Raw genomic sequence first — 24,292 nt, forward strand, 5'->3', positions numbered from 1 at the left:
TCCCCCACCCTAAGGCCTCCCCATACTCCGGATCATCCCCCGCGGCACCCGGTCGCAGCCGCCGCGCGGCGATAGGCTGACGACGCGGCCCCCGTAGCCCAATGGCAGAGGCAGGCGACTTAAAATCGCTTCAGTCTGGGTTCGAGTCCCAGCGGGGGCACTTCGGCTTCTCACTCCTCGCCGTCCGCAACAGCTCTCCGCTCTCCCGCCGCTTCTCGCACCCGGCGAGCGACCAGCACCACGAGGGCGACCGCGATCGCCGTGTAGACGGCGTAGTCGAGGTATCCGAGGTACTGCTCCAGCTGCTCGTGCTGCGTGCCGAGCGCCGCACCGACGCCGAGGAGCAGAGTGTTCCAGGCGCCGCTGCCGACGACCGTGTAGACGCTGAAGGTGACGAGATTCATGCGCGATGCCCCGGCCGGGATCGAGATGAGGCTGCGCACGCCCGGGACCATCCGCCCCACGAGCACAGTCCAGCCCCCGCTGCGCGTGAACCAGTCCGCTCCGCGCTCCAGATCCGAGCGGCTCACCAGTCGGGTCGACGCCAGCAGTCGCACTGCGCGCTGCATGCCGATCGCCGCGCCGAGCCCGTAGAGCAACAGTGCTCCCAACCAGGAGGCAAGGGTGCTCCAGAAGATGAGCCAGCCCAGATTCAGCTCTCCGCTCTGGCTGAGGTAGCCCGCGAACGGCAGGATCACCTCGCTCGGGATCGGCGGGATCAGCACCTCGAGGAAGACGAGCACACCGACCCCGACGTCGCCGAGGGAGGTGAGCACATCGGCCGCGAACCCGGTGAGGCCGCTGAAGCCGTGCTGAGCGTCGGTTGCGAAGAACATCCGCGCTCAGCGTCCGAAGAGATCGCCGATGCCCGGGATGCCCAGGTCTCCGAGTCGTTCTCCCCACCCGGTGGCCGCCTCGCCGAGTCCGGACGCCGCCTCCCCCGCGGAACCCATCAGGTCGCCTGCCCCGCCGGCGATCGACTCGACGTCGATTCCGGCGGCGAGCGACTCGACGTCGATGCCCTCCGCCAGAGCACCGAAGTCGACGCCGATGTTCGCGGCCTGCTCGAGAAGCGGACCGGCCACCGTGCTGAGCACCGCACCCCCGGCGACCACGCCGAGGAGTCCCACCGCCGCGCCGCCTGCGGCGACCGCAGCACCACCGGCGCCGGCACCACGCACCCGCGACAGGAGTCCGCGCATCCGCCCCGGCTTCATGGCCTCGGCGCGTCCGGCAGCGCGGGCGAGGTCGTCCGGCGACGAAGACCTCGGACGCTCCCCCGGCTCGAGCTCCTGCCGCATCCGTGCCTCGACGAGCGTGCGCTGCTCGGGCGTCAGACGGGCGAATGCCTCCCGGTGGATCTGCTCGACACGCTGCGGGTCGGCCGTCTGCAGCAGATAGTCATACCGGGCGATCGCTGCCCGGTCGGCGTCGGACGCCACGTTCGAGGAACGGGACGCCGGCGCAGCCGGGGGTGCGTATGCATCCCTCGGACGAGGGGAACCGGCCGCACCGCTCCGAGCGCCGGACGCCGGCGGTGCATACGGGTCTGCAGCCGCGGGCGGTGCGCTCTGCTCGACTCGCGGGCCGCCGTCGGCCGGGCCTCGGACCGCGTCCACGGCTCCGCGGAGCATGCCGCCCCAGTCCGTCGAGCGGGATCCGCCCGCCGAATGGTCGTTGCGTCCGGACCCGGCACTCTTGTCGAGCGCGTCCGTGGCGAGTCCGATCAGGCGGGAGAGCTTTCCCATGGGTGTCCCTTTCGTGGTGCGGGCCACCGGGGATTCCCAGGTCGAAGCGACGGCAGGGGTTTCTCGGCACCCCGCGATGCGGGTGCCAAGGTCTCCTCCACCCTCGCGGGCCAGCGGGCCGGAGCACGATCTCATGCTCGTAATGACGACGACGCTGCAGACGGGAGTACTCCCCTTGCTGCCTCCACGCTAGCGGCTGCACCTGTGCTTCGCCTCGGAGCCGGCCCGAAGAAACGAAGATCGGCCCCGGCGCAGAGCGCGCGGGGCCGATCCATCGGTTCGAGAGTCAGCTACTTGGCTGCAGCCTCGGCCGGCTCAGGAGCCTTCTCGGCGGCAGGCTTCTTCGCCGCAGGCTTCTTCGCGGCCGGCTTCTTGGCCGCGGGCTTCTTCGCGGCGGCAGTCGCCTCCGGTGCCTCAGCCGATGCCGCCGGAGCAGCCTTCGCGGCAGGAGCGGCGTCCGCGACAGGCGCCGCGGGAGCTGCCGGACGCGGACGGGCGGCGAACTCCTCGAAGACGTAACGCGGGTTCTGCACCGTCTCGAGGTTCACCAGGTCGCGGCCGAGCCACAGGTTGTTCCACCAGCCCCAGATCACACGGAACTTGCGCTCCCACGTGGGCATCGCGAGGCCGTGGTAGCCGCGGTGCGCGACCCAGGCCACGAAGCCCTTGAGTGCGATCTTGCCGGACTGGAAGACGCCGTTGTACAGGCCGAGACCCGCGACGGCACCGAGGTTCTTGTGGAAGTACTCCTTCGGGTTCTCCCCACGGAGCACGGCGACCAGGTTCTTCGCGAGGAGCTTGGCCTGACGGACAGCGTGCTGGGCGTTCGGCACGCAGAAGCCGCCGACGCCGCCGCCCGAAAGGTCGGGAACGGCGGACACGTCACCCGCAGCCCAGGCGCCCTCGACGAAGGCCTCAGGCGTGCCGACGCGCAGGTCGGCACGGGTCTGGATGCGACCGCGCTCCTCGACCGGGAGGTCTCCGCCACGAACCACGGTCGGGTTCGCCATGACACCCGCGGTCCAGACGATGACATCGGTCGGGATGACCTCGCCCGTGGAGAGCTCGACGTTACCGTCGATGGCGCCGGTGACCTGGGTGTCGAGGTGAACGTTGGCACCGCGCTTAGCGAGATCCTTCAGCACCCACTCGCTGGTCTTCAGCGAGACCTCGGGCATGATGCGCCCCATGGCCTCGATGAGGTGGAAATGCGTGTCCTCGAAGCTGAGCTGCGGGTACTTGCCGACGAGCGACGAGGCGAGCGAGCGCAGCTCGGCGAAGACCTCGATACCCGCGAAACCGCCACCGACGACGACGACCGACAGCAGACGGTCGCGCTCGGGACCGGCGGGAAGAGCCGCGGCCTTGTCGAAGTTGGACATGACCTTGTCGCGGATAGCGACGGCTTCCTCGATCGTCTTCAGCCCGATCGCGTTGTCGGCGATGCCGGGGATCGGGAAGGTGCGGGAGACGGCTCCCGCGGTGACGACGATCTGGTCGTACGCGAACTCGTACGGCTCGCCGACGGGCGGCGTGATCGTCGCGACCTTCTGCGCGTGGTTGATGTTCGTCACCTTGGCGGTGAGGACGTGGGTGCGCTTGAGGTGACGACGGTGCGCGACGACCGAGTGGCGCGCCTCGATGGAGCCGGCGGCCACCTCGGGCAGGAACGGCTGGTACGTCATGTACGGCAGCGGGTCGACCATGGTCACGTCGGCCTCACCCTTGCGGAGGTGCTTCTCGAGCTTCCACGCGGTGTAGAAACCTGCGTACCCTCCGCCGACGATCAGAATCTTGGGCACAGTGCTGTTCTGAGGCACAGAAGAACTACTCCTCGGAGTCGGGGATTTGGCGTACGGAAACGCGCGCCGATCGGATGCGCCGGGCAGCTGCGGTGACGCCAAGCGCTACCAGGATACCAGGCACGGTGAGCGCAATGAGCGGCAGGGTACCGTAGCGCAGTGAATCGGCGCTGGGAAGCAACGGTGAAGCGGCCTCGCTCGGCGCATCGGCCGCGGGCAGCGGCGGCACGGCGACCGGTGTCATCGAGGGAACGGGCTGCGGTTCCGACTCCGCGCGACGGAAGTAGCGCACCCATTCCGCCAAGTCGCCCATGGGGTTCGCGCTCACCGGCGCGATGTCTGCGGAGATCGCCGCGGCGGCGTCCACCAGCCCGTAGCCGTAGAGCGGATCCTGCGGCTTGGTGGCGTCCGGGACCGGTATCGCCGTCTTGATGATGCGGTTGATGACGTCGATCGCCTTGATGTCGGGATGCGCGGAGCGGATCAGTGCGGCGACTCCCGCGACGATGGGCGCCGCGCCGCTCGTCCCACGCCAGTGCTCGACCTTGCCGTCGGCGGAGACACCGATCAGTCCCTCGCTGGGTGCCGAGATCCCGATCGTGATGCCCTGGGTGGAAGCCTCGACGCTCGCGGTTCCCGTCTGGTCCACGCCACCCACGGTGAGCACGCCGGGGATCGTCGCAGGAGCACCGATGATGTTCGTGCCGCTCCCCCGGTTGCCCGCGGCGACGACGACCACCACGTCGTGCTCGAACGCATAGAGGAACGCGTCGTCCCAGCTCTCATCCCAGTCGAGCGTGTTCGTGGTGAAGGAGAGGTTGATGATGTCGGCGCCGTTGTCGACCGCCCAGCGCATGCCCTTCGCGACCTGCTCTGTGAACGGCACGGCGGCGGCTGCGCCGAAGCCGACCGAGATGGAGAGGAGGTTGGCCTCCGGCGCGACCCCGATCATGCCGGTCCCGTCGGGGGCACCGCGTCCGGCCGCGAGCGACGCCACCCACGAGCCGTGATTCCCGTCGATCGCGCCCAGCGGCGTCCGTCCATCCGGGGTGCCGGCACCGGACACATCCGTGCCGCCGACCACCGCGTCGCCGAACACCTCGGGCACCTTGCCGATGCCCGTGTCGATCACGGCGATCGTCACGCCCTTGCCGCGGGTCGTCTGCCACGCCTCGCGGATCCTCGCGCCGTCGAGCCAATACTCCGACGCGCGGGTCGGATCGGATGGATCGTCAGGGATCGGCGGCGGCGTCGCCGTGGCGCCGAGGAGCAGCACAGACGCCGCGACCACCAGCATGGCGGCAGCGCTGCGCAGCGTCCGGCGGGCTGTCATTCGGGTGACGCCGCCGCTTCTCGCAGTGCGGCGCCGGGGTCTTCGCACCGGCACACCTCGGGCGACCAGGACGACCGCGCCAGCGCGGCATCGCCGATCGGGTTCACGCCGGGACCGGCAGCGAGGGCGTGTCCCGCGAGCGCGTGCAGGCACTTCACGCGCGTGGGCATGCCTCCGGCGGAGATCCCGTCGATCTCGGGGACCTCCCCGAACTGCGTCCGGTCGGCGAGGTACGCCTCGTGCGCGGCGAGGTAGGCGGCAGCGGTCTCCTCATCATCGGCCAGGAGCGCCGCGAGTTCGGGCATCACCTGCGTGGCCTCGAGGGTCGACATCGCCGCCGTGGCCGCCGGGTGCGTCAGGTAGTAGAACGTGGGGAACGGCGTGCCGTCCGGAAGGCGCGGCGTCGTGGCGACGACCGTGGGGTTGCCGCACGCGCAGCGAGCCGCGATACCCACCACACCACGGGCGGGACGGCCGAGCTGGGCCGAGACGACGGCGAGCTCGGCGGACGTGGGGGCAGGGAACGGCGGCGTGGTCACCCCTCCAGCGTAGGGGAGCCGCCCGAGAGGATGCTCGGAGGGAGCGCTCAGGGAGCGGTCACTGCCGTGTCGCTGAGTCCTGTCGCGACCAGGGTGCGCAGGAGTTGCGGCATCCAGTCCGACGGCTTCTCCTCGAGCGTGTCGCTCACCGGTGCCTGCTCGCGCGGGAGCGCCGATGGATCGAGGTCGTTGTCGATCAGATACACGACCTCGCCGGGCTTGACGTAGTAGAGGCGCTCGCGCGCCTGAGTCGTGATGTATGCGGGGTCGTTCCACCGCTCGCGCTCGGCGATCAGCGCGTCGATCTCGTCTTCGCTCACCTGGACCGATGCCTCCAGCGCCGCGATCTTCTGACGCTGGTCGATGAACGTGCCGAGCGTGGGCACGAGGACCCAGGCACCCAACACCACCAGCGACAACATGATCACCGAGAACGCCGAGAGACGGATGCCGGAGGCCCACTCGCGGACATCGACGCGCGGTGCATCACCGCGGTTCCTGCGCGAGGCTCGGGGCGCGGGGGCGGTCACGGATGACGCCCTCGATCTGCCGGCGCCCTTTCCGGCCGCCTTCGCGGCCGGAACCGACGAAGGAGGAGCCGGTCGTCGTGCCACGGCCCCTCCTTCGTCGTGCCGCTTCAGCGGCGTCCTGCTCCGCGGATGACGGCCGTCTCAGCCGCCGCTTCCGCGGCTTCTTCGTGTGTCAGCCGCGCTCAAGCCTGCGAGCGCGGGAAAGCCGAGCGACCGGCGAAGACCGCGGCGTCGCCGAGCTCCTCCTCGATGCGCAGCAGCTGGTTGTACTTGGCGACGCGCTCGCTGCGAGCGGGTGCGCCCGCCTTGATCTGGCCGGAGTTCGTCGCGACGACGAGGTCGGCGATGGTCGTGTCCTCGGTCTCGCCGGAGCGGTGCGACAGCATGGCCGTGTAGCCGGAGCGCTGCGCCAGGCTGACCGCATCGAACGTCTCGGTGAGCGTGCCGATCTGGTTGACCTTGACGAGCAGCGAGTTGGCGACGCCGCGCTTGATGCCGTCGGCGAGGCGCTGCGGGTTGGTGACGAACAGGTCGTCGCCGACCAGCTGCACCTTGGAGCCCAGGGCGTCGGTGAGGTGCTTCCAGTTGTCCCAGTCGTCCTCGGCCAGCGCGTCCTCGATCGTGACGATCGGGAAGTCGTTGACGAGGCCCACGTAGTACTCGGTGAGCGCGGCGGCGTCCCAGTCCTTGTTGTCGAGGCGGTAGACGCCGTCCTTGAAGAACTCGGTCGCTGCGACGTCGAGGCCGAGGGCGATGTCGGTGCCGGGCGTGAAGCCGGCCTTCTCGATCGCCTTGACCAGGAAGTCCAGGCCCTCGCGGTTGCTGGGCAGGTCGGGGGCGAAGCCGCCCTCGTCGCCGAGGCCGGTCGCGTAGCCCGCGGCCTTCAGCTCGGCACGCAGCACGTGGTAGGTCTCGACGCCCCAGCGCAGTGCCTCGGAGTAGGTCTCGGCGCCGATCGGAGCGAGGAAGAATTCCTGCATGTCGATGCCGTTGTCGGCGTGCTCGCCGCCGTTGATGACGTTGAACAGCGGAACGGGCAGCACGTGGGCGTTGGGGCCACCCAGGTAGCGGAACAGCGGGAGGTCGGCCGAATCCGCGGCCGCCTTGGCGACGGCGAGGCTCACGCCGAGGATGGCGTTGGCGCCGACGCGCTTCTTGTTCTCGGTGCCGTCGACCTCGATGAGGATCTCGTCGACGATGCGCTGCTCGCTCGCCTCGACACCCTCGATGGCCGGGCCGAGCTCGTCGATGATGGCCTCGACGGCCTTGAGCACGCCCTTGCCGCCGTAGCGGCTCTTGTCGCCGTCGCGGAGCTCGTACGCCTCGAACGCGCCGGTGGATGCACCGGACGGAACGGCCGCCCGCTGCACGATGCCGTCGTCGAGGAGGACCTCCACCTCGACGGTCGGGTTTCCGCGCGAGTCGAGAATCTCGCGTGCGCCTACAGCCTCGATCAGTGCCACTGATGTGCTCCTTGCTCAGGGGGAAAACGTGGTGTGGAGCGTCGTCGATCCGCGCCCAGTCTAGCCCGGCCGTGCGACCGGACCAGGGACGCGTCCGGGCATTCCGCATGGAGCGGGCTCAGACCACGACGGCGATCGCGAAGCCGTCCCAACCCTTCGCCCCGACCGTCTGCAGAGCCGTGGCGTCGAAGCGCGGATCCTCCCCCAGCATCCGGAGGCCATCGCGGGTGCCGATCACCTTCGGGTCGCTGCTGTCGTCACGGACGATCTCGCCTTCGCGCCCGATGTTGTCCAGCACGACGACCGTGCCCGCGTGACCGAGCCTCGCGGCCCAGTCGAGATAGACGGTGTTGGACTCCTTGTCGGCGTCGATGAACACCAGATCGAACCCGCCGACCAGCGTCGGCAGCACGTCGGCACCCCTGCCGATGCGGATGTCGACGCGGTCGCCGACTCCGGCGGCGTCGATGCTGGCCCGGGCGACGGCGGCGTTCTCGGCCTCCGCCTCGATCGTCACGACGCGGCCCTCCGGTCCGACGGCCCGGGCGAGCCAGATCGTCGAATACCCGCCGAGGGTGCCGATCTCGAGCACCCGCCTCGCGCCGCTGATGCGGACGAGCAGGTTCAGCAGCTTGCCCGCGACGGGCGCGACCTCGATCTCGGGCAGCCCCGCCTCGCGCTGTGCGACGAGAGCCGACTCCAGGTCGGCGTCGGGCCCGACGAGCGTGTCGGCGAGATACGAATCGGCCTGCGACCAGGCGGCGGGGGTGGAGTCCATGACCTCAGCCAACCGCCGCCTCGGATCGCCGTCAACCCCCGCGGCATCAGCCCCGCGGCGGCGAGAGCAGACGACCGGGGGCGTCGGCGAGCTCGGGCTGCTTCCGGAACTGGCCGGTCAGCACGAGCACCAGGACCACCGCCGCGACCACGATCCACGCCGCTACGCCGAGCGGCCCGGCGAGAGCGAGATCGGGCTGCGAGGCCGCGAACAGGACGATGAGCCCGGCCGCGGCGTTCAGCGATCCGTGCGCGATCACCGCCGGCCAGACGGATGCGGAGCGCAGTCGGAGCCAGCCGAGCAGGACACCCCAGGCGACGCAGCCGCCCACCATGAACAGGACGCCCGTGATGTCGGTGCGCCCGAAGTTGTAGCCGAGCAGGATGATCGGGCTGTGCCACAGGCCCCAGATCGCGCCGCTGAGGATCAGGGCGGGCCAGGTGCCGAGCGGTCGCAGCGCCGGAAGCAGCCAGCCTCGCCATCCGATCTCCTCCCCGAAAGCGAAGATGCTGTTGAACAGCGCCCCGAGCGGAACCATCGCGATCTGGGCGAACACCACGACCTCGACCGGCGGCACGGGGGCACCCGCGGGCAGTGCCTTCGCGAGTTCCGCCGCGAAACCGGCGAAGGTCAGATCGAGCTGCACGAACCCGAGCGCCGCGGACACGACGATCGTGAGTCCGACCAGCACCGGCGGTGCCAGCCAGGCCGCGACCATGAGCCAGACCACGCGCTTCGCGGGCCGCAGCGGCCAGAGTCCGAGGAAGCGTGCACGCTGGCCCCGGGCGGGCACCCCCATCGCGAAGGTCACGACCAGCACCGCGATGGCAGGAGTGAACATCATGATCGGCAGGAGGAACACGGACATCGGCTCGGCGAGACCGGCCCCCAGCCAGAGGGGCAGCGCCACCAGCCACGCCAGCGCGCAGGCGACGACCACGAAGACGATGACGGCGGGCCAGTGCACGGCGCGGGGGTGTGGAGTCGATTCGGTCATGAGTCGGCCTTTCCGGGTTCTGCGGGCGTCGCGCCCGGCGTTCGAGTACGGTCCGCATAGGCCTGGAGCAGTGCTGCTGCCTCTTCGGCTCCGTCGATGGTGACGATGAAGGGCCGCCGACCCCGACGGCTGACCTCGATCGCGGATCCCTGCCGCATGACGATGCCGGTCCGCCCGTCGACCGAGATACGCCAGCCCCAACCGCCGAACTCACCGAACGGCGAGATCTCCACCGCACGAGCGGACTCGATCTCGTCGAGCGGAATGCGGATGCGCGGCCAGCCCAACAGAGCCCGCGCGGCGAAGCCCTCCGGAGTGACCTTGACGCGGAAGGATGCGGTCGCTGCCAGTGCGAGGCCCACGACGAGCACGACCACGGCCACGATCCAACCGCCCGCGACGCCGGTGCCCAGCATGTACGCGGCGAGCGCGACGAGGCCGAGAAGCACGATGAAGAGGAAGGCCAGCGCTCCGCGGGGCATGGTCGTCGTGGCGACCCACACGACGCGTTCACCGTTCGCGATACGGACGGCATGCCGGGGCTCCAGCGTGCGTCCCTGCTCCGCTCTCACGCGGGGTTGCACGGCCCAGGCGATGCCCCCAGCCGCGATGAGCCCCCCGAACGCCAGCGCCATGATCCCGCCGATGCCCGGCGCGTCCGCGATATCGGTGAGATCACGCTGGATCGCGAGCGAGCCGAGGCTCATGATCGCGGCGAAGAGTGACATGCCCGCCGCCAGAGCACCCATCAGGCGTCCCGCGCCGCCCCAGTGCGCGCCGACCGAGGCGAGGGTGGTGATCGCCATCAGCAACGGCAACCCGAGTCCGATCCCGACGAGGAGCCAGAGATAGGTGGACGGAGCCCCGAAGCCGTCGGCACCGCCGACGCCCCAGTGAGTCGCGACCTGCTCCGGCATCGTGGGCAGCCACGTGAGCATGACCACGACGGCGATCGCAGTGATCGTGATCGGCGCGATCACCGCGACGACGAAGAAGGTCAGCCGTGCACGTCGCAGCAGCGGAGGCGGCGTGCGGGTGAGGTCGTGGGCGGTCATGGCGAATCCTCCTCGGGGTTCTCGATCGGGTTCATGACGGTGCGGGCTTGGCGATGCGCCTGGACGATGCCGGCGAGCGTGTCGGCAGACACCCCGAGAGCTGCGGCCCGACGCACCAGCTCATCGATGTCGTGCGCGAGCTCGGCGAGCGGCGCAGCCGAGGTCGCGATGACGGCCCCCCTGCCTCGACGCAGATCGACGAGACCTTCGTCGCGCAGCCTTTGATAGGCGTGCAGAACGGTGTGCTGGTTGATCTCCAGCGCCTCGGCGACATCTCGCGCCGCGGGAAGGCGGTCTCCGGGCGCGAGCACTCCGGCGAGGATGTCCGAGCGCACGGACGCCGCCACCTGGTCGTACAGCGCGCGGGGGCTGTCGGGATCGACGCGGATCAGCATCCGACTCTCCTTCTCCGGTATCGCTAGTTATTCTATACGAACTAGAACAACTGTAGCTACCCTCCAGACGTCTTCGTCCCCCGGCCCTGTCTCCCCCACACTGGCGGGATGCGCATCACGCCCCGCCGCCTCGCCCTCGGTATGAGCCTCTGGATCCCGAACCTCTTCAGCGGTATCCGCATCCGCCGCTTCAGCGAGGACTGGACCCACGCCACCGTCGAGCTGCACGTGAACGTCTTCACCCGCAACTACGTCAAGACCGCGTTCGGCGGGTCGATGTCGGCGATGACGGATCCCTACTTCTTCATGCTCGTCATGCACCAGCTCGGGCGCGACCACGTGGTGTGGGATACCCGTGGCGAGATCGAGTTCCTGAAGCCCGGCCGCGGCGTGCTGACGGCGGAGTTCAAGGTGTCGAAGGAGAAGGCGGAGGAGATCCGTGAGCGCGCCCGCGGTGGCGCCAAGGTGCTCGAGTGGTTCGAGACGGTGATCACGGACCGCGAGGGCGACGTGGTCGCGAAGGTCCGCCGCGAGGTGTACATCCGGGAGAAGAAGCGGGTCACCGCGTCGTCCCGGGGCTGACCGGGGCGTGGAGGCGCCGGCGGGTCGGCCATCAGAACGTGCCGCCTGGGTAGACACCCTCCGGCAGCGTGAAGCGCTCCGAACCCGAAGCGATGCGGATCGTGTGCGGCTCTCCCTCGCTGAAGATGTAGTTCTCCACCGAACCAGGCAGCGTCAGTTGCACGCTGTACGTGTCAGTGACATCGACCCAAGACTCGACGGGGAACCGGCCTTCATCTCTCACATCTGATTCCAACTGCTTCACCACCTCAGTCGCATCAGCCTCGGAGACGAGCACCACGGTCGTAGATCCTGCCCAATGGTGCCGCGCTTCGTCACAGGAGAACAGCGTTCCGTCCGGCTTCTGATCGACGCTGGCGACGACGTCATCAGGAATCAACGACGCGATCTCCAACTCCATCGCCTGCGCGTCGGCCTTTGCCTTATCTGCCGTCTCTTTGCTCTCCTGTCCGGGTCGCTCCGCCAGGAAAGCGCATCCACCCAAGATCGCCGAGCACACCGCAACGACGCCAATGGCCTGCCACCACGACGCTCTCATCCGCGCACCAGCTCTTCCATGTACTTCAGGGCTTTGTCGTTATCCATCAGCATCCCGATGTCATCGAGCGGCACGTACATCGCCTCGGCATCCCCGACCCGGACAGCGCGAGAAGGCCGCCGACTCGGAGCGATCTCAGGTCATGGATGTGAGACGGACATCAGAACGTCCCTCCGGGATACACGCCTTCCGGCAGCGTGAAGCACTTGGAACCTGAATCGATGTCGATAGTCCCCTCTTCAATACCTTCACCGAAGATGAAGTTCGCAGCGGTCTCGGGGGACGTCAGCTGCACGGTGTACTCGCCGGCAGGGTCGAACCAGCTCCTCATCTCGAAGCGGTCGTCGTCTGCCATTTGAGCCTCAACGCCCTTGACGACCATTTCGACGTCCGTGCCTGGCACCAGAGCAACCGTTGTGAGACCTTTCCACCGGTGTTGCGCATCGTCGCAAGAGAACAGCGTTCCTTCTGGCTTCTGGACGACATTTTCCACAACATCCGCAGGAATCAACGCCGCAATCTCAAGCTCCATCGCCTGCGCCTCAGATTTCGCTTCTTCCAACGTCACGGGACTCCCATCGTCAGCAGGCGTTTGAGCGGCGGGCGCACAACCTGAGAGCACCGTCGCGCAAAGCAACGCGACGGCAACAGCCCGCCACCCGCTGCCTCTCATCTGGCCACCAGCTTCTTCAGATACTTCAAGGCCTCATCATTGGCGTCACTGTTCGTCGCGATCAGGTTGTGATTGTCCATCAGCACCCCGATGTCATCGAGCGGCACATACACCGATGGATATCCGCTGGATGGCACAGCTGCCGACTCTGCCAGTTCGTCATCATGCGGCCCTTCGTAGTATTCGCCGTGCTCGAAAGCCGGGTGTTCACGTGGATTGTTCCCGTCCCACACGATCCCGAGCCCCTGCCCGGATTGCAGGATGTCGTTGTAGGAGAGGGCGGTGTACGTCGTGTCACGCCCCGGCTTCCACGCTTCGGGCATCCCGGCCCCCGACAGCGAGATCACCTTGTCGTAGTCTGCCCCAGCGACCTCGGAACTCGTGACGTTCGACAGCCCCCAGCTGTGCCCGAGCGCATCCTGCTCCGCCGCCGCGAGGAGCGGATCCGCACGCATCCCCGCCTCGAACCGCGCAAGCTGCCGCCCTGCCGCGAGCGCGCGGTCCGCATCGTTCGCCTCGCCGATGCGGAACATGTCGATGCCGCCGGCGTCGGTGTTCTCCCCCGGGAATGGTCCATCCTTATAGACGAACGCGACGGTGCCCGGCACCTGGCCAGCGAGGTATCCAGCGATCTGCTGCGCGCCACCCCGGTAGAAATCCCTAAGACTCGTGAAGGTTCCCGGCACGTACGTGATCACCTTCTCCGTCTCGGGCGAGGGTGTTCCGATCATCTCGACGATCCGCGAGGAATCGCGATCGTAGAGGTAGAGCTGTACGGGAGCAACATCGCTCATCACCTGTTTCAGATAGGCGATCTCGCTGCGCAGGAAAGCCGCGCGCTCGTGCGAGATCCCTTCGACGGCGAGATCCGCCTCGGCCTCCGCGATCCAGCCGGGCGCGTTGAGGCGGTTGGCGGCCACTCGGACGAGCGCGGGAATCCCGTCCATCGCGCCCACGATCTCCGAATGCGCGTTGATCACCTCGTCCTGCAGTTCCGGCCGGGACAGCCACAGGCGCAGCACCTCCTCCGGCGTGTCGGCGGAGAGGAGCGCGTCGAGGAAGTCCCTCGCCTCGAGGGTGACCGGCACGCTCTCTGACGGGACCAGTGCCCGCACGGCAGCGTCGTACGCCTCTTCCCAGGCCCCGAAGTGTCGTTCGTACTCGACCCAGAGCTCGTTCAACTCCTCCTCGGCTCGATCGCGTGCTCCGATCTGCTCCGTCGCCTCATCTTCCGCCTTTTCCAGGGCCGCGGGGTCGTCGAGCCTCGACGCGGCCACCGCACCGCGCCCGGCACTGTCAGCGGCCCTTCCCAGCGTTTCATGCTGGGCGTGCGCATTCTCGATCTCCTCGATCAGCGCGTTCGCCTTCGGGGCGTGCGCGTCGTGCGCCTTCGCATACGCCGTCAGGGCCTCGGCGAGCGTCTGAGCGAGCGCGACGTCCGGGCCGATCACCGACAGGATCGCCGCAGCGTCCTCGCGGGCGCCGGAGACGGCCTTTCCCACGCCGGCACACCCCGTCGTCCGCGCCGCCGCCCCGCGAAGCGCGCTGAGATGCTCGGCGACGACCTCGAACTGAGCGACCCACCGAGACATCGTGCCCACATCGCCCTTGATCTTCTCGAGCGGGTATCCACGGTTCGGCGAACCAAGACTCATGGCTGTTCCTGACCGGTGAGCTCGACGTCGAGGTCGGAGTGCCGGTCGGTGATGTTCGTAAGAGTCGTCCTCAGGGCCTCACTCGCGTCTTGATGTGCAAGCGTCGCCTCACGGAGTGCGTCTACCTGCCTGTCCAACGCAGACTTCAGCGAATAGCGGCCGAGCGGTGCGTCGACGCCGGTATCACCCGCCAGGTTCGAAGCGTCCGCCTGCAAGACGAACACAGCGTCGGCGAGATCGAAAGCCGCCGCCCGCAATTCGTCATAGAACACCTGTACTTCCGACATGAAGACACCCCCCGGTATCCATCCAAAATCACCTTCCCCCATGGCTTCCCCGCCCGAGGGAGGACGTGGAAGCCAGCATAAGCGACCGGCCGCGGTGCGTCTGTCACCCGCCGTTCACCGCGGACTGTCACCATGGACGGATGCCCCTCGCTCGCCGACTGACGCTCGGAGACGCCGTCGCCATCGGCCTCGGATCCATGATCGGCGCCGGTGTGTTCGCCGTGTGGGCTCCGGCGATCGGGGCCGCCGGCAGCGGCATCCTCATCGCACTCGCGATCGCCGCCGTCGTCGCCTACTGCAACGCGACCGCATCGGCGCAGCTCGCCGCGGTGCATCCCGTCGCGGGTGGCACGTATGCGTACGCCCGCGCCGAGATCGGCCCGTGGTGGGGATTCGTCGCCGGCTGGAGCTTCGTGATCGGCAAGATCGCGAGCTGCGCCGCCATGGCGATGACCTTCGCCGCCTACGCCGCACCCGAAGGATGGCAGGTGCCCGTTGCCGTCATCGCCGTCGCGGCACTGGCGGTCGTGAACTGCTTCGGCGTGACCCGGACCGCGCTGCTCACGCGCATCCTGGTCGTCTGCTCGCTGCTCGGGATCGCCGTCGCGGTCGGATTCGGGCTCGGCGCCGCACCCTCAGCCACTCCCGGCCCGCTGCCCGACGCCACCGTCTACGGCGTGCTGCAGGGGGCCGGGCTGCTGTTCTTCGCATTCGCCGGATATGCGCGCATCGCGACCATGGGCGAGGAGGTGGTCGACCCGGCGAAGACCATCCCGCGCGCAATCATCCTCGCCCTCGGCGGAGCCGTCGTCGTCTACACCCTGGTCTGCGTCGCGGTCGTCCTGGTCCTCGGCGCCGATGCGATCGGATCGACGGCGCCGCTGGTCGACCTGCTCGATGCGGTCGACGCCTCGGCGTGGGCCCCGGTCATCCGCGTGGCGGCGGCCGCCGCCTCACTGGGTGCGCTGCTGGCACTTCTGACCGGCATCGGGCGCACGACGCTGGCGATGGCCAGGGAGGGCGACCTCCCGAGGTTCCTTGCGAAGATCGATGAGCGCCATCACGTGCCGCAGCGCGCCGAGATCGCGATCGCCGTCATCGTGATCGTCATCGTGCTGCTCGCCGACCTTCGCGGCGCGATCGGCTTCTCGTCATTCGGAGTGCTGCTGTACTACCTCATCGCCAACGCGTCGGCCTTCCGGCAGCGGGGATCGGCACGCCGCTACCCCCGCGCGCTGCAGGTCGTAGGCGCGCTCGGGTGCCTCGTGCTGGTCGCAACCCTCCCCGTGTTGGCCTCCGCCATCGGAGCCGGCGTGGTCCTGCTCGGAGCGGGATACCGGATGCTGCGGCTGCGACTCGCGCGCGTCTGAGGTCAGAGGCGCGACTCCGAACGGTACGTGCGAGGCGCGATCCCGAGGACGGCCTGGAAGTCGCGCGTGAGATGGGCGTGATCCGCGTACCCGAGATCAGCGGCGATCGACGCGAGGTCGACGTCCGGCTGCTCCCGCACGCGCACGGCCGCCTCCTGCAGTCGCCGTCGTCGGATCATCGCGCCCGGGGAGAGGCCGACGTGACGGTGGGTCATCCGCTGGAGAGTGCGAACCGACACCGCGAGGCGCGCGGCTGCCTCCTCCGGAGTGAGCGCGGCTCCCTCCCCCATCAGGACCTCCATGAGCGCGTTGGCCTGGCCGGCCGGCTCCCCGACCGGACCGACGCGCTCCGCGAGCCACCCGGCGAAGACCTCGACCGCCCGTTCGCGATACCCGTCTCCGGAACCCATCGCGACCACCACGGCGGCCTGCAGTTCGGCGACATCGCCGGCCCGGGGCTCCAGGGCTCGCCCGCCGTCGACCAGCGCGGTGGGGTCATCGATCAGGGCAGCGACAGCGGCGGGGCGCAACAGGGCCCCCACGGCCCAACCTTCTCCGCGCAGGTCGCGGTGCGACAGGCGGGTCGTCGCCCCCGACAATGTCACGGCCTCGGCGTCGACGACGAGATTGAGCGCCGGATAGGCGACGACCTCTTGGCGCGACGATCGGCCGGGCTCGATGTCCCACTCCGGGATCCAGAACCAGGCCACCAGATCCGCCACTGCGGCCGGTGCCGGAAGGCGGTGGAACTCGGGCAGGCGGGCGGGGTAGAGCACGCCACGGGTCGGGTTCACCATGCGCCCAGCGTAGGCTCCGGCACCGACGTCGAGAGGTTGTCGCGGATGTTCAAGTCGCGGGTGCTCCCCCCGGCCTAACGTGGCGACATGAGCAACGACACCCCCCTGACAGATACCCCCATGACCGGCGCGACCGGAACGTACACGACCGACGGGCGCCCGAACAGCGCGACCTCGCTCACGCCGTTCCTGGCGATCCCCGATGCGAAACAGGCGATCGAGTTCTACCGCGACGTGTTCGGCGCCAGGGTCATCGACCTGACCGAGTTCGGCGGCGTGGTCGCACACGCAGACCTCGACTTCGGGCTCGGCATCCTCCAGCTCGGCGAACCGAACCCCGAGTACCACCTCGTCCGCTCCCCCGAAGGCGATGACGACTGCTACTCGATGGGCCTGTACGTGCCCGACGTCGATGCGGTCGTGGCGAAGGCCGTCGCCGCCGGAGCCACCGTGCGCGAGGCACCGGCGCCGTTCGTCTCTGGCGACCGGTTCGCGAGCATCCGCGACCCCTTCGGCGTGCGCTGGTCGGTGATGACCCGTGTCGAGGACATCTCCGAAGAGGAGAGCAGCCGACGGGTGGCCGAATGGGCCGCCTCGTTCAGCGCGCCGCCCGCCGACGGCGCGAGCTGAGCGACGCCTCCGCCGCACGGCACACGGCGGGAAGCAGGGCATCGGCGGTGCGCCGGTAGCCGAGAGCACTCGGGTGGAAGCGGTCGAGGCTGAACATCGCCTCCGGCTCGTCGAAGAACATCGGCCCCACCGCGCGGCGCAGATCGACCGGCTCGGCGCCCGCCCGTCGCGCCGTCTCGTCCTGAATCTCGGCGAGACGGCGTGACAGGCTCGACGCGATCCGGCGGAGCGGCTGCGGAACGGCGCGGAGAGCACCGAGGTCGGGGCAGGTGCCGACGACGACCTCGGTACCGGTCTCCCGCAGTCGCCGGATCGCCTCGTGCAGATGCTGTGCCGACAGCGCCACGGGCAGCCGGTGCGTGACATCGTTCCCACCCACGACGATCACGGCCACGTGCGGGCGATAGTCGGCGGGGAGCGCATCGAGCTGCGCGGGAAGGTCGGGCGACTCCGACCCCACGACCGCGGCGGTGCGCAGCCGGACGGGACGGTGCATCCGACGTCCCGTCGCCTTCGCCAGACGACCGCCGAGCGTCTCTTTGCGGTGCTCCGCGCCGAGGCCGGCCGCGATGGAGTCGCCGAGCATGAGCAGATCGAGGGGCTCACCGTCGAGTGCGCGCCGCCAGACGCGGTCGGCATCGAGCGACTCCTCCCCCAGCGGCTTCCCGATCCGCTTCCGCGCGATGGCGGCCTGCTGCATCAGGGCGAAACGAGTTCCGCCGAGCACGGCCGCGAGGACGAGCGTCACGAGGGCGATGATGCGGATGCGGCTCACGCCCCGATTCCACCCCGCCGGAGTGAACGCGCCGTGAACGCGTCGCGGGGGCTTTCCGTCCGTCCGGGTTCATTCGTCGGGAGATCGCACGGATGTCGGACGAAACCTCGGCGATTCTCCCGACAACCGTGCATTCTCCCGACAGGTGGACCGGGTGGACCGGACTGGACCGGAGCGGGCGCGACAGGCCCGCGTCAGGAGAGCGGCTTGACCTCCAGCTCGCCGGCGCCCGCGGACACGGTCGCGAACGCCGTGTACCCGTCGGCCGCCGAGCGCTCGAGCAGCGCCTTGACGTTCTTCGTGCGTCGCTCGAGCCGAACCCGGGCACCGCCCGCGATGAGCGCTGCCTTGTGGCGGACGAGCTCGTGCACCGGCACGTCGGCGTCGTGGATCAGCACGACCGCCTGCGCGGCGGCGGCGTCGTCATCGGCGATCAGATCGACCAGGCGCTCGAAGCCCAGCGAGAACCCGACCGCCGCAACCTGCTGCCCGAGGAAACGCCCGATCATGCCGTCATAGCGCCCGCCCCCGCCGAGCGAGTACCCGACGGAGGGGTGCGCGAGCTCGAAGATCGTGCCCGTGTAGTAGCCCATGCCGCGCACGAGGAACGGGTCGAAGACGAGCGGGATGTCGGACTGACCACGCCCCGCAGCCACCGCCTCGCCGATGCCGACCAGGTGCTCGACGAGTTCGGCCGGCGCACCATCGGGCAGCGCCTTGCGGATCTGGCGCTCGCCGAACGGGTTGTACTCCATCGTCTGCGGGCGACGCAGGAATGCGTCGAACGCGTCGGCGGCCGCAGTCGACGCACTGCGCTCACGCAGCTCGGTCGCCACGCCCTCGGGGCCGATCTTGTCGAGCTTGTCGATCGTGATGAGCACCCCCGGGCGCTCCTCTGCCGTGAAACCGAAGCTGTCCAGCATCCAGTCCAGCACGCGGCGATCGTTGATGCGCACCGTCGCGCCCTCGAGGCCCAGCGCGTCCACCGCGTCGAGCGACGCGACCATCAGCTCGGCCTCGGCCCGCGCGGAGTCGTCGCCCATGATGTCGATGTCGCACTGGACGAACTGCCGGTAGCGGCCCTTCTGCGGACGCTCCGCACGCCAGACCGGACCGATCTGGATCGAGCGGAAGACGGTGGGCAGCTGTCCGCGGTTGCTCGCGTAGAAACGCGCGAGCGGCACGGTGAGGTCGTAGCGGAGGCCGAGGTCCGAGAGTGCAGCCGGGTCGTCGGCGGCCGCGCGGATCGCGTCGGCGTCGAGGCCGCGGCGCAGGATGTTGTACGAGAGCTTCTCGTTGTCGCCGCCGATCCCGGCATGCAGACGGTCGTAGTCCTCGACGACGGGCGTCTCGATCTCGTCGAATCCGTGCGCGAGGTAGCGGTCGCGGATGACGGAGAGCACACGCTCACGGCGGGCCTTGTCGGCGGGGAGGATGTCGCGCATGCCGCGCGGCGGGTTCACAGTAGCCACGACTCCATCTTCCCAGGTCGCCCAGCTCGTCCGTGCGCCCGCGCCTCAGGAGCCTGCTTCGGCCGCCCGCACCTCGTCTTCGAGCACGCGGAGCCGTTCGCGCAGTGCCCGTTCCGCGTCCCACCCCTCGGCGCGGGCTGTCGCCACGAGCGCGAGCAGCGCATCGCCGAGCTCGGCTTCGGAAGCCGGGGGCACGGCGGTCGGAACCGGCGCGACCGTCACACCGACACCGGCCGCGCGCCCGGAGAGCTTCTGCGCGAGCGCGAGTGCCGGCATCCCCCGCGGCACCCCGTCGAGCACGCTGCGACGCGTGTGCTTCTCAGCAGCCTTCGCGGCGTTCCAGTGCACCAGCACCTGCTCGGGCGTCTCGGCCACCTCTCCCGCGAAGACGTGCGGATGCCGTCGCACCATCTTCTCGGTCATAGTGCGTGCCACGTCGTCGATGTCGAACGGGTCTTCCGGGTCCTGCGCCGCGATCGCCGCGTGGAACAGCACCTGCCACAGCAGATCGCCGAGCTCTTCACGGAGGTCGTCGCGGGTGCCCGACTCGACCGCATCGATCACCTCGTGCGACTCCTCGATCAGATACGGCACGAGGTCGCGGTGCGTGATCTGCTGCGACCACACGCAGCGGTCGCGGACCGCGTGCATGGTGTCGGCGGCCGCGCGGAGCGGGTCAGCCCCCTGTGCACGGGACTCAGGCTCGGGCTGCGCGTTCACGCGTCCTCCTTCGATCGGTCCGGGCTCCGCGCCGCGTTCACGACGAGGCGGATGCGACCCGACGGTACCAGCGTGCCCGCAGCGACACGATGAACGCGGAGAGCACGAGGGCGATCAGCGAGCCGACGAGCACGCCGAGGATCGCCTGATCACGGATGCCGCCGTCGCTCGCGAAGGCGAGGTTGGCCAGCAGCAGCGAGACCGTGAAGCCGATGCCGCCGAGCGCTCCGGCCGCGAGGATGTCGGCGAAGGGGAGCGCTGGCTCCGCCCCCTTCGGGCGGATGCGCATCGCGATCCAGCCGAATAGCGAGATGCCGACGATCTTGCCGACCGGCAGTGCGACGACGATCGCCCAGAACGCCGGCGACAGCTGCGTGAGCGAGAGGGCGGGGATCACGACGAACGCAGCGACGAACGCGAACACCGGGAGGATCACGCCGTTCACGGTCGGCTCCAGCGCGTGGCGGGTACGCCCCGCGGGGACGGGCGACATGACGAGCCCGAGCAGGACGCCGGCGATCGTGGCATGGATGCCGGAGGATGCCACGAGGCCCCAGGTGACGAGGCCGACCACGACCATGGCCACCGCGATCAGCGGGTGCCCCTTCGCGTGCAGGAGGCGGCTGAGCGCCCAGAACACGGCGACACCGACGACCGCGAGACCCAGCTGCAGCCACTGCACGTCGTCGGCGAAAAGCACCGCGATGAAGATGATGCCGATGATGTCGTCGAGGATCGCCAGGGCCAGGAGGAAGACGCGCACCCGAGAGGGCAGCCCCTTGCCGAACATCGCCAGCACGCCGAGCGCGAAGGCGATGTCGGTCGCGGTCGGGATCGGCCACCCGGATGCGGTGGAGCTGTCGCCACCCGCGATCAGCAGGTACACCGCGATCGGCACGAGCACTCCGCCGGCCGCGGCGATCGCGGGCTGCACGGCCTTGCGCGGCGAATCGAGCTCACCATGCGTGAGTTCATGACGCAGCTCGATGGCCACCACGAGGAAGAAGACCGCGAGAAGACCGTCGGACACCCAGTGCGAGATCGACAGGTCGAGGTCGGTGCCCGGCACCGCGATGTGGAAGTCGAGGAACGCCGCCAACGCGTCGTGCGTCGGCAGGTTCGCGAGCAGCAGGCCGAGGCCGGCGGCGATGAGAAGGAGGACGGCGGGGAACTGCTGACCGCGGAGGGGGTTCGCTGAGATGCGCATCCCCTCCATCGTAGGTCGCCGCGATATCGCCGCGCTTGCGGTCTCGCGGCGTCCCGCCCGCGCCGGGCGTCATGCGTGCAGGACACCCCCATCGCCCGGGATACTCTCGAAGGGTGACCCCCGCACACTCTTTCTCCGAGCCCACGAACACCGAGGCGATCCGCGTGATCGGCCGATTCGAAGCCGGTCGCGGCACGCCGGACGCGATGCGCACCGACGTCAGGATGCTCGGGCAGCTGCTCGGGCAGGTCCTGCGCGAAGCCGGTGGCGACGGACTCTTCGAAGACGTCGAGCGTCTGCGACTCGCGACGATCCAGGCGTACGACGAGGAGACGCCCGACGCGTTCGAGCGCGCCGCGGCCATCGCCGAATCGTTCACGATCGCCAGGGCCGACGAGGTCGCCCGCGCCTTCACCTGCTACTTCCACCTCGTGAACCTGGCCGAGGAGCATCAGCGCGTGCGAGTGCTGCGCGAGCGCGCCGGTCAGCCGGTCCCTTCGACGGGCTCAGGGACCCAGGGTCAGACGGCCGACACCGTCGCTACCGCCTACGCTCGGCTGCGCAGCGAGGTCGGTGATGACGAAGCCCGCCGCCGCCTGGACGGCCTCCGCTTCCACCCGGTGTTCACCGCGCACCCGACCGAGGCCCGCCGCCGTGCCGTGTCCTCGAGCATCCGCCGCCTGTCCGAGCTGCTGACCCAGCACGACGCGGCGAGCGCCGGAGGGTCCGAGGAGCACCGCGCCCGCCGCCGGATGCTGGAGGAGATCGACACGCTCTGGCGCACCGCACCACTGCGGTCGCAGAAGCCCTCCCCGACGGACGAGGTCCGCACCGTGATGGGCGTGTTCGACGAGACTCTGTTCACGACGGTGCCCCACGTGTACCGCCGCATCGACGACGCCCTCCGCGGCGAGGATTCCGGAGCCAGCGCCCCGGTGGTGCCCGCCTTCGTGCGCATCGGCTCCTGGGTCGGCGGCGACCGCGACGGTAACCCGTTCGTCACGGCATCCGTCACACGCGAGGCCTCGCAGATCGCGGCCGACCACGTCCTCCGCGGGCTCGAGCGTGCGCTCGACCGCATCGGCCGGACCCTCACTCTCTCCGCGGACGACACCCCGCCGAGCGCCGAGGTCACTGCACTCTGGGAGCGATTCGCGTCGGCCGAGCCGGAGCTCGCTGCCGAACTCGCGACCCGCTCCCCGGACGAGCCCCACCGCCGCGTGCTGCTCGTCCTCTCCCGCCGCGTCGCCGCGACCCGCCACGGAGATTCCACGCAGGGCTACGCCCGCCCCGAGGAGCTGCTCGAAGACCTGCGGACCGTGCAGTCCTCGCTCGCTGCCGCCGGCGCGAAGCGTCATGCGTTCGGCGGCGTGCAGCATCTGATCTGGCAGGTCGAGACGTACGGCTTCCACCTCACCGAGCTCGAGGTGCGTCAGCACTCGCAGGTGCACGCGAAGGCCCTGGCCGAGCTCGACGCGGGTGAGGCCATCAGCGCCCAGACCGAAGAGGTGCTGGAGGTCTTCCGCGCGATCGCGGACATCCAGCGCGACCGCGGCCTGCGGGCGGCCGGACGCTACGTCGTCTCGTTCACCCAGGCCGCCTCGGATCTGGCGAACGTCCACCGTCTCGCCCGGTACGCGCTCGGCGATGATGCGCCGGTGCTCGACGTGGTGCCGCTGTTCGAGACGTTCGCCGACCTCCAGGCGGCGCCCGGGATCCTGGCCGAGGCCGTGACGTTCCCGGAGTTCCGCGAGCGCATGGCCGCCACCGGCAACCGCCTCGAGGTCATGCTCGGGTACTCGGACTCGTCGAAGGATGTCGGTCCCGTCGCCGCGAACCTCGCGCTGTACGAGGCGCAGGAGAAGATCGCACGCTGGGCGCAGGAGTCCGAGATCGAGCTGACGCTCTTCCACGGTCGCGGCGGCGCCCTCGGACGCGGCGGCGGCCCCGCCAACTCCGCGATCCTCGCCCAGCCGCCGCATTCGGTCGACGGCCGGTTCAAGCTCACCGAGCAGGGTGAGGTCATCTTCGCGCGTTACGGCGAGCCGGCCATCGCGATGCGGCACATCGACCAGGTCGCCGCCGCGACTCTGCTCGCGTCGTCGCCCACTGAGGAGCAGCGCACCAGCCGCGCGGCCGAGCGCTACGCCGAGGTCGCCTCGACCATGGATGCCGCCTCCCGCGAGCGCTTCTTCTCGCTCGTGAAGGCCGAGGGGTTCGCGCCCTGGTTCGCCACGGTCACCCCGATGGAGGAGATCGGCCTGCTCGCGCTCGGCTCGCGTCCCGCTCGTCGCGGACTGTCGGTCGAGTCCCTCGAGGATCTGCGGGCGATCCCGTGGGTGTTCGCGTGGACGCAGGCCCGCATCAACCTGGCCGGCTGGTTCGGTCTGGGCACCGCTCTGGACGCCGTGGGCGATGAGGAGCTGCTCATCGAGGCCTACCGCGAATGGCCGCTGCTTCGTACCATGATCGACAACGTCGCGATGAGCCTCGCCAAGACCGACGAGCGCATCGCCCGCCAGTACCTGGCACTGGGCGACCGCGATGACCTGGCACAGCTCGTCCTCGACGAGCTCGCCATCACGCGACACTGGGTGATCCGTCTCACCGGCGGCGAGCGCCTGCTGGAGAACAAGCCGGTTCTCCAGCGTGCCGTGCAGCTGCGCAGCCCGTACGTCGACGCACTCTCGCTGCTGCAGCTGCGCGCTCTGCGGGCACTGCGCTCGGCCGAGGAGCCCACCGGGTCCGGCGCCGATGCCGAACAGCAGCGCCTGCTTCTGCTCTCGGTCAGCGGTGTCGCCGCCGGCCTGCAGAACACCGGGTGACCGATATGCCGTCTGGCCGGGTGCGCGATCCGCATTCGGCCGGCCGCTAGAGTGAAACCTCCGCCGACTCCGGCGACGCCTCACGCGACACGATCGCCTGCACCACAATCCCCCATCAGAA

Annotated in this window: 24 protein-coding genes and 1 tRNA gene; 5 read left to right on the top strand and 20 right to left on the bottom strand. The window is 69.5% G+C overall.

Annotation, left to right across the window (positions count from 1 at the left end):
- The first annotated feature begins 87 nt into the window (after positions 1–87).
- Positions 88–160, top strand: a tRNA-Leu gene (locus ACWGO6_RS03845).
- 10 nt (positions 161–170) lie between these two features.
- Here the strand turns inward: ACWGO6_RS03845 and ACWGO6_RS03850 are convergent.
- The 11 genes from ACWGO6_RS03850 to ACWGO6_RS03900 form a co-directional block, all read right to left on the bottom strand.
- Positions 171–836: a DedA family protein gene (locus ACWGO6_RS03850; RefSeq protein WP_136043508.1), complete on the bottom strand. Its 666-nt coding sequence runs from the start codon at positions 834–836 to the stop codon at positions 171–173.
- Positions 837–842: 6 nt separating this feature from the next.
- Positions 843–1,748: a cation-transporting ATPase gene (locus tag ACWGO6_RS03855; RefSeq protein WP_136043507.1), complete on the bottom strand. Its 906-nt coding sequence runs from the start codon at positions 1,746–1,748 to the stop codon at positions 843–845.
- A 290-nt stretch (positions 1,749–2,038) separates the two neighbouring features.
- Positions 2,039–3,550 carry an NAD(P)/FAD-dependent oxidoreductase gene (locus ACWGO6_RS03860; RefSeq protein WP_136043506.1) on the bottom strand — a complete coding sequence of 504 codons (1,512 nt, stop codon included), beginning with the start codon at positions 3,548–3,550 and terminating at the stop codon, positions 2,039–2,041.
- A gap of 25 nt (positions 3,551–3,575) precedes the next feature.
- On the bottom strand, positions 3,576–4,883 hold the full coding sequence (locus ACWGO6_RS03865; RefSeq protein ID WP_136043505.1) for a S8 family peptidase: 1,308 nt from the start codon (positions 4,881–4,883) through the stop codon (positions 3,576–3,578).
- Complete coding sequence (locus tag ACWGO6_RS03870) at positions 4,880–5,422, bottom strand: DUF501 domain-containing protein (RefSeq protein ID WP_136043504.1); 543 nt, start codon at positions 5,420–5,422, stop codon at positions 4,880–4,882. The genes ACWGO6_RS03865 and ACWGO6_RS03870 overlap by 4 nt, the downstream gene beginning before the upstream one ends.
- Before the next feature lie 47 nt (positions 5,423–5,469).
- Positions 5,470–5,952, bottom strand: a complete 483-nt coding sequence (locus tag ACWGO6_RS03875; protein WP_240745166.1) for an FtsB family cell division protein — start codon at positions 5,950–5,952, stop codon at positions 5,470–5,472.
- 182 nt (positions 5,953–6,134) lie between these two features.
- Positions 6,135–7,415: a phosphopyruvate hydratase gene (gene eno / locus ACWGO6_RS03880; protein ID WP_136043502.1), complete on the bottom strand. Its 1,281-nt coding sequence runs from the start codon at positions 7,413–7,415 to the stop codon at positions 6,135–6,137.
- A gap of 118 nt (positions 7,416–7,533) precedes the next feature.
- On the bottom strand, positions 7,534–8,193 hold the full coding sequence (locus ACWGO6_RS03885; protein WP_136043501.1) for an O-methyltransferase: 660 nt from the start codon (positions 8,191–8,193) through the stop codon (positions 7,534–7,536).
- A gap of 46 nt (positions 8,194–8,239) precedes the next feature.
- The gene (locus ACWGO6_RS03890; protein ID WP_452325873.1) at positions 8,240–9,190 is read right to left on the bottom strand and encodes a CPBP family intramembrane glutamic endopeptidase; all 951 of its coding nucleotides are present in this window, start codon (positions 9,188–9,190) and stop codon (positions 8,240–8,242) included.
- Positions 9,187–10,245 (bottom strand): DUF1648 domain-containing protein, encoded by a 1,059-nt coding sequence (locus ACWGO6_RS03895; protein ID WP_452325874.1) that lies wholly within the window; start codon positions 10,243–10,245, stop codon positions 9,187–9,189. Before ACWGO6_RS03895 ends, ACWGO6_RS03890 begins: the two co-directional genes overlap by 4 nt.
- On the bottom strand, positions 10,242–10,640 hold the full coding sequence (locus ACWGO6_RS03900; RefSeq protein ID WP_136043498.1) for a GntR family transcriptional regulator: 399 nt from the start codon (positions 10,638–10,640) through the stop codon (positions 10,242–10,244). Before ACWGO6_RS03900 ends, ACWGO6_RS03895 begins: the two co-directional genes overlap by 4 nt.
- A gap of 108 nt (positions 10,641–10,748) precedes the next feature.
- Between ACWGO6_RS03900 and ACWGO6_RS03905 the strand changes: the two genes are divergently transcribed.
- Positions 10,749–11,222 carry a PaaI family thioesterase gene (locus ACWGO6_RS03905; protein WP_452325875.1) on the top strand — a complete coding sequence of 158 codons (474 nt, stop codon included), beginning with the start codon at positions 10,749–10,751 and terminating at the stop codon, positions 11,220–11,222.
- A gap of 31 nt (positions 11,223–11,253) precedes the next feature.
- Here the strand turns inward: ACWGO6_RS03905 and ACWGO6_RS03910 are convergent, their stop codons facing one another.
- From ACWGO6_RS03910 to ACWGO6_RS03925, 4 genes are all read right to left on the bottom strand, one after another.
- Positions 11,254–11,760, bottom strand: coding sequence for a hypothetical protein (locus ACWGO6_RS03910; protein ID WP_452325876.1), 507 nt, complete (start codon positions 11,758–11,760; stop codon positions 11,254–11,256).
- A gap of 160 nt (positions 11,761–11,920) precedes the next feature.
- Positions 11,921–12,328, bottom strand: a complete 408-nt coding sequence (locus ACWGO6_RS03915; RefSeq protein WP_452325877.1) for a hypothetical protein — start codon at positions 12,326–12,328, stop codon at positions 11,921–11,923.
- 101 nt (positions 12,329–12,429) lie between these two features.
- The gene (locus tag ACWGO6_RS03920) at positions 12,430–14,088 is read right to left on the bottom strand and encodes a hypothetical protein (protein ID WP_452325878.1); all 1,659 of its coding nucleotides are present in this window, start codon (positions 14,086–14,088) and stop codon (positions 12,430–12,432) included.
- Positions 14,085–14,375, bottom strand: coding sequence for a hypothetical protein (locus tag ACWGO6_RS03925; RefSeq protein WP_452325879.1), 291 nt, complete (start codon positions 14,373–14,375; stop codon positions 14,085–14,087). Before ACWGO6_RS03925 ends, ACWGO6_RS03920 begins: the two co-directional genes overlap by 4 nt.
- A 140-nt stretch (positions 14,376–14,515) precedes the next feature.
- Between ACWGO6_RS03925 and ACWGO6_RS03930 the strand changes: the two genes are divergently transcribed.
- Entirely contained in the window at positions 14,516–15,745 is a 1,230-nt protein-coding gene (locus tag ACWGO6_RS03930; protein WP_452325880.1) for an APC family permease, read from the top strand.
- Positions 15,746–15,747: 2 nt separating this feature from the next.
- On the opposite strand, the gene ACWGO6_RS03935 is transcribed toward ACWGO6_RS03930, so the two are convergent.
- Complete coding sequence (locus ACWGO6_RS03935) at positions 15,748–16,542, bottom strand: helix-turn-helix domain-containing protein (protein WP_452325881.1); 795 nt, start codon at positions 16,540–16,542, stop codon at positions 15,748–15,750.
- 87 nt (positions 16,543–16,629) lie between these two features.
- On the opposite strand from ACWGO6_RS03935, the gene ACWGO6_RS03940 reads away from it, so the two are divergent.
- Positions 16,630–17,172: a VOC family protein gene (locus ACWGO6_RS03940; protein WP_205820409.1), complete on the top strand. Its 543-nt coding sequence runs from the start codon at positions 16,630–16,632 to the stop codon at positions 17,170–17,172.
- On the opposite strand, the gene ACWGO6_RS03945 is transcribed toward ACWGO6_RS03940, so the two are convergent.
- From ACWGO6_RS03945 to nhaA, 4 genes are all read right to left on the bottom strand, one after another.
- Entirely contained in the window at positions 17,141–17,947 is an 807-nt protein-coding gene (locus ACWGO6_RS03945) for an SGNH/GDSL hydrolase family protein (protein WP_446724497.1), read from the bottom strand. The genes ACWGO6_RS03940 and ACWGO6_RS03945 overlap by 32 nt on opposite strands.
- Positions 17,948–18,141: 194 nt before the next feature.
- Positions 18,142–19,392: a histidine--tRNA ligase gene (locus ACWGO6_RS03950; RefSeq protein ID WP_452326109.1), complete on the bottom strand. Its 1,251-nt coding sequence runs from the start codon at positions 19,390–19,392 to the stop codon at positions 18,142–18,144.
- 72 nt (positions 19,393–19,464) lie between these two features.
- Complete coding sequence (locus tag ACWGO6_RS03955) at positions 19,465–20,070, bottom strand: MazG family protein (RefSeq protein ID WP_452326110.1); 606 nt, start codon at positions 20,068–20,070, stop codon at positions 19,465–19,467.
- 106 nt (positions 20,071–20,176) lie between these two features.
- On the bottom strand, positions 20,177–21,346 hold the full coding sequence (gene nhaA / locus ACWGO6_RS03960) for a Na+/H+ antiporter NhaA (RefSeq protein ID WP_136043489.1): 1,170 nt from the start codon (positions 21,344–21,346) through the stop codon (positions 20,177–20,179).
- Between the two features lie 113 nt (positions 21,347–21,459).
- On the opposite strand from nhaA, the gene ACWGO6_RS03965 reads away from it, so the two are divergent.
- A complete protein-coding gene (locus ACWGO6_RS03965; RefSeq protein WP_452325882.1) occupies positions 21,460–24,171 on the top strand; it encodes a phosphoenolpyruvate carboxylase in 2,712 nt (903 codons plus the stop codon).
- Positions 24,172–24,292 lie beyond the last annotated feature (121 nt).

The sequence above is a fragment of the Microbacterium sp. NPDC055665 genome, from assembly GCF_053618035.1.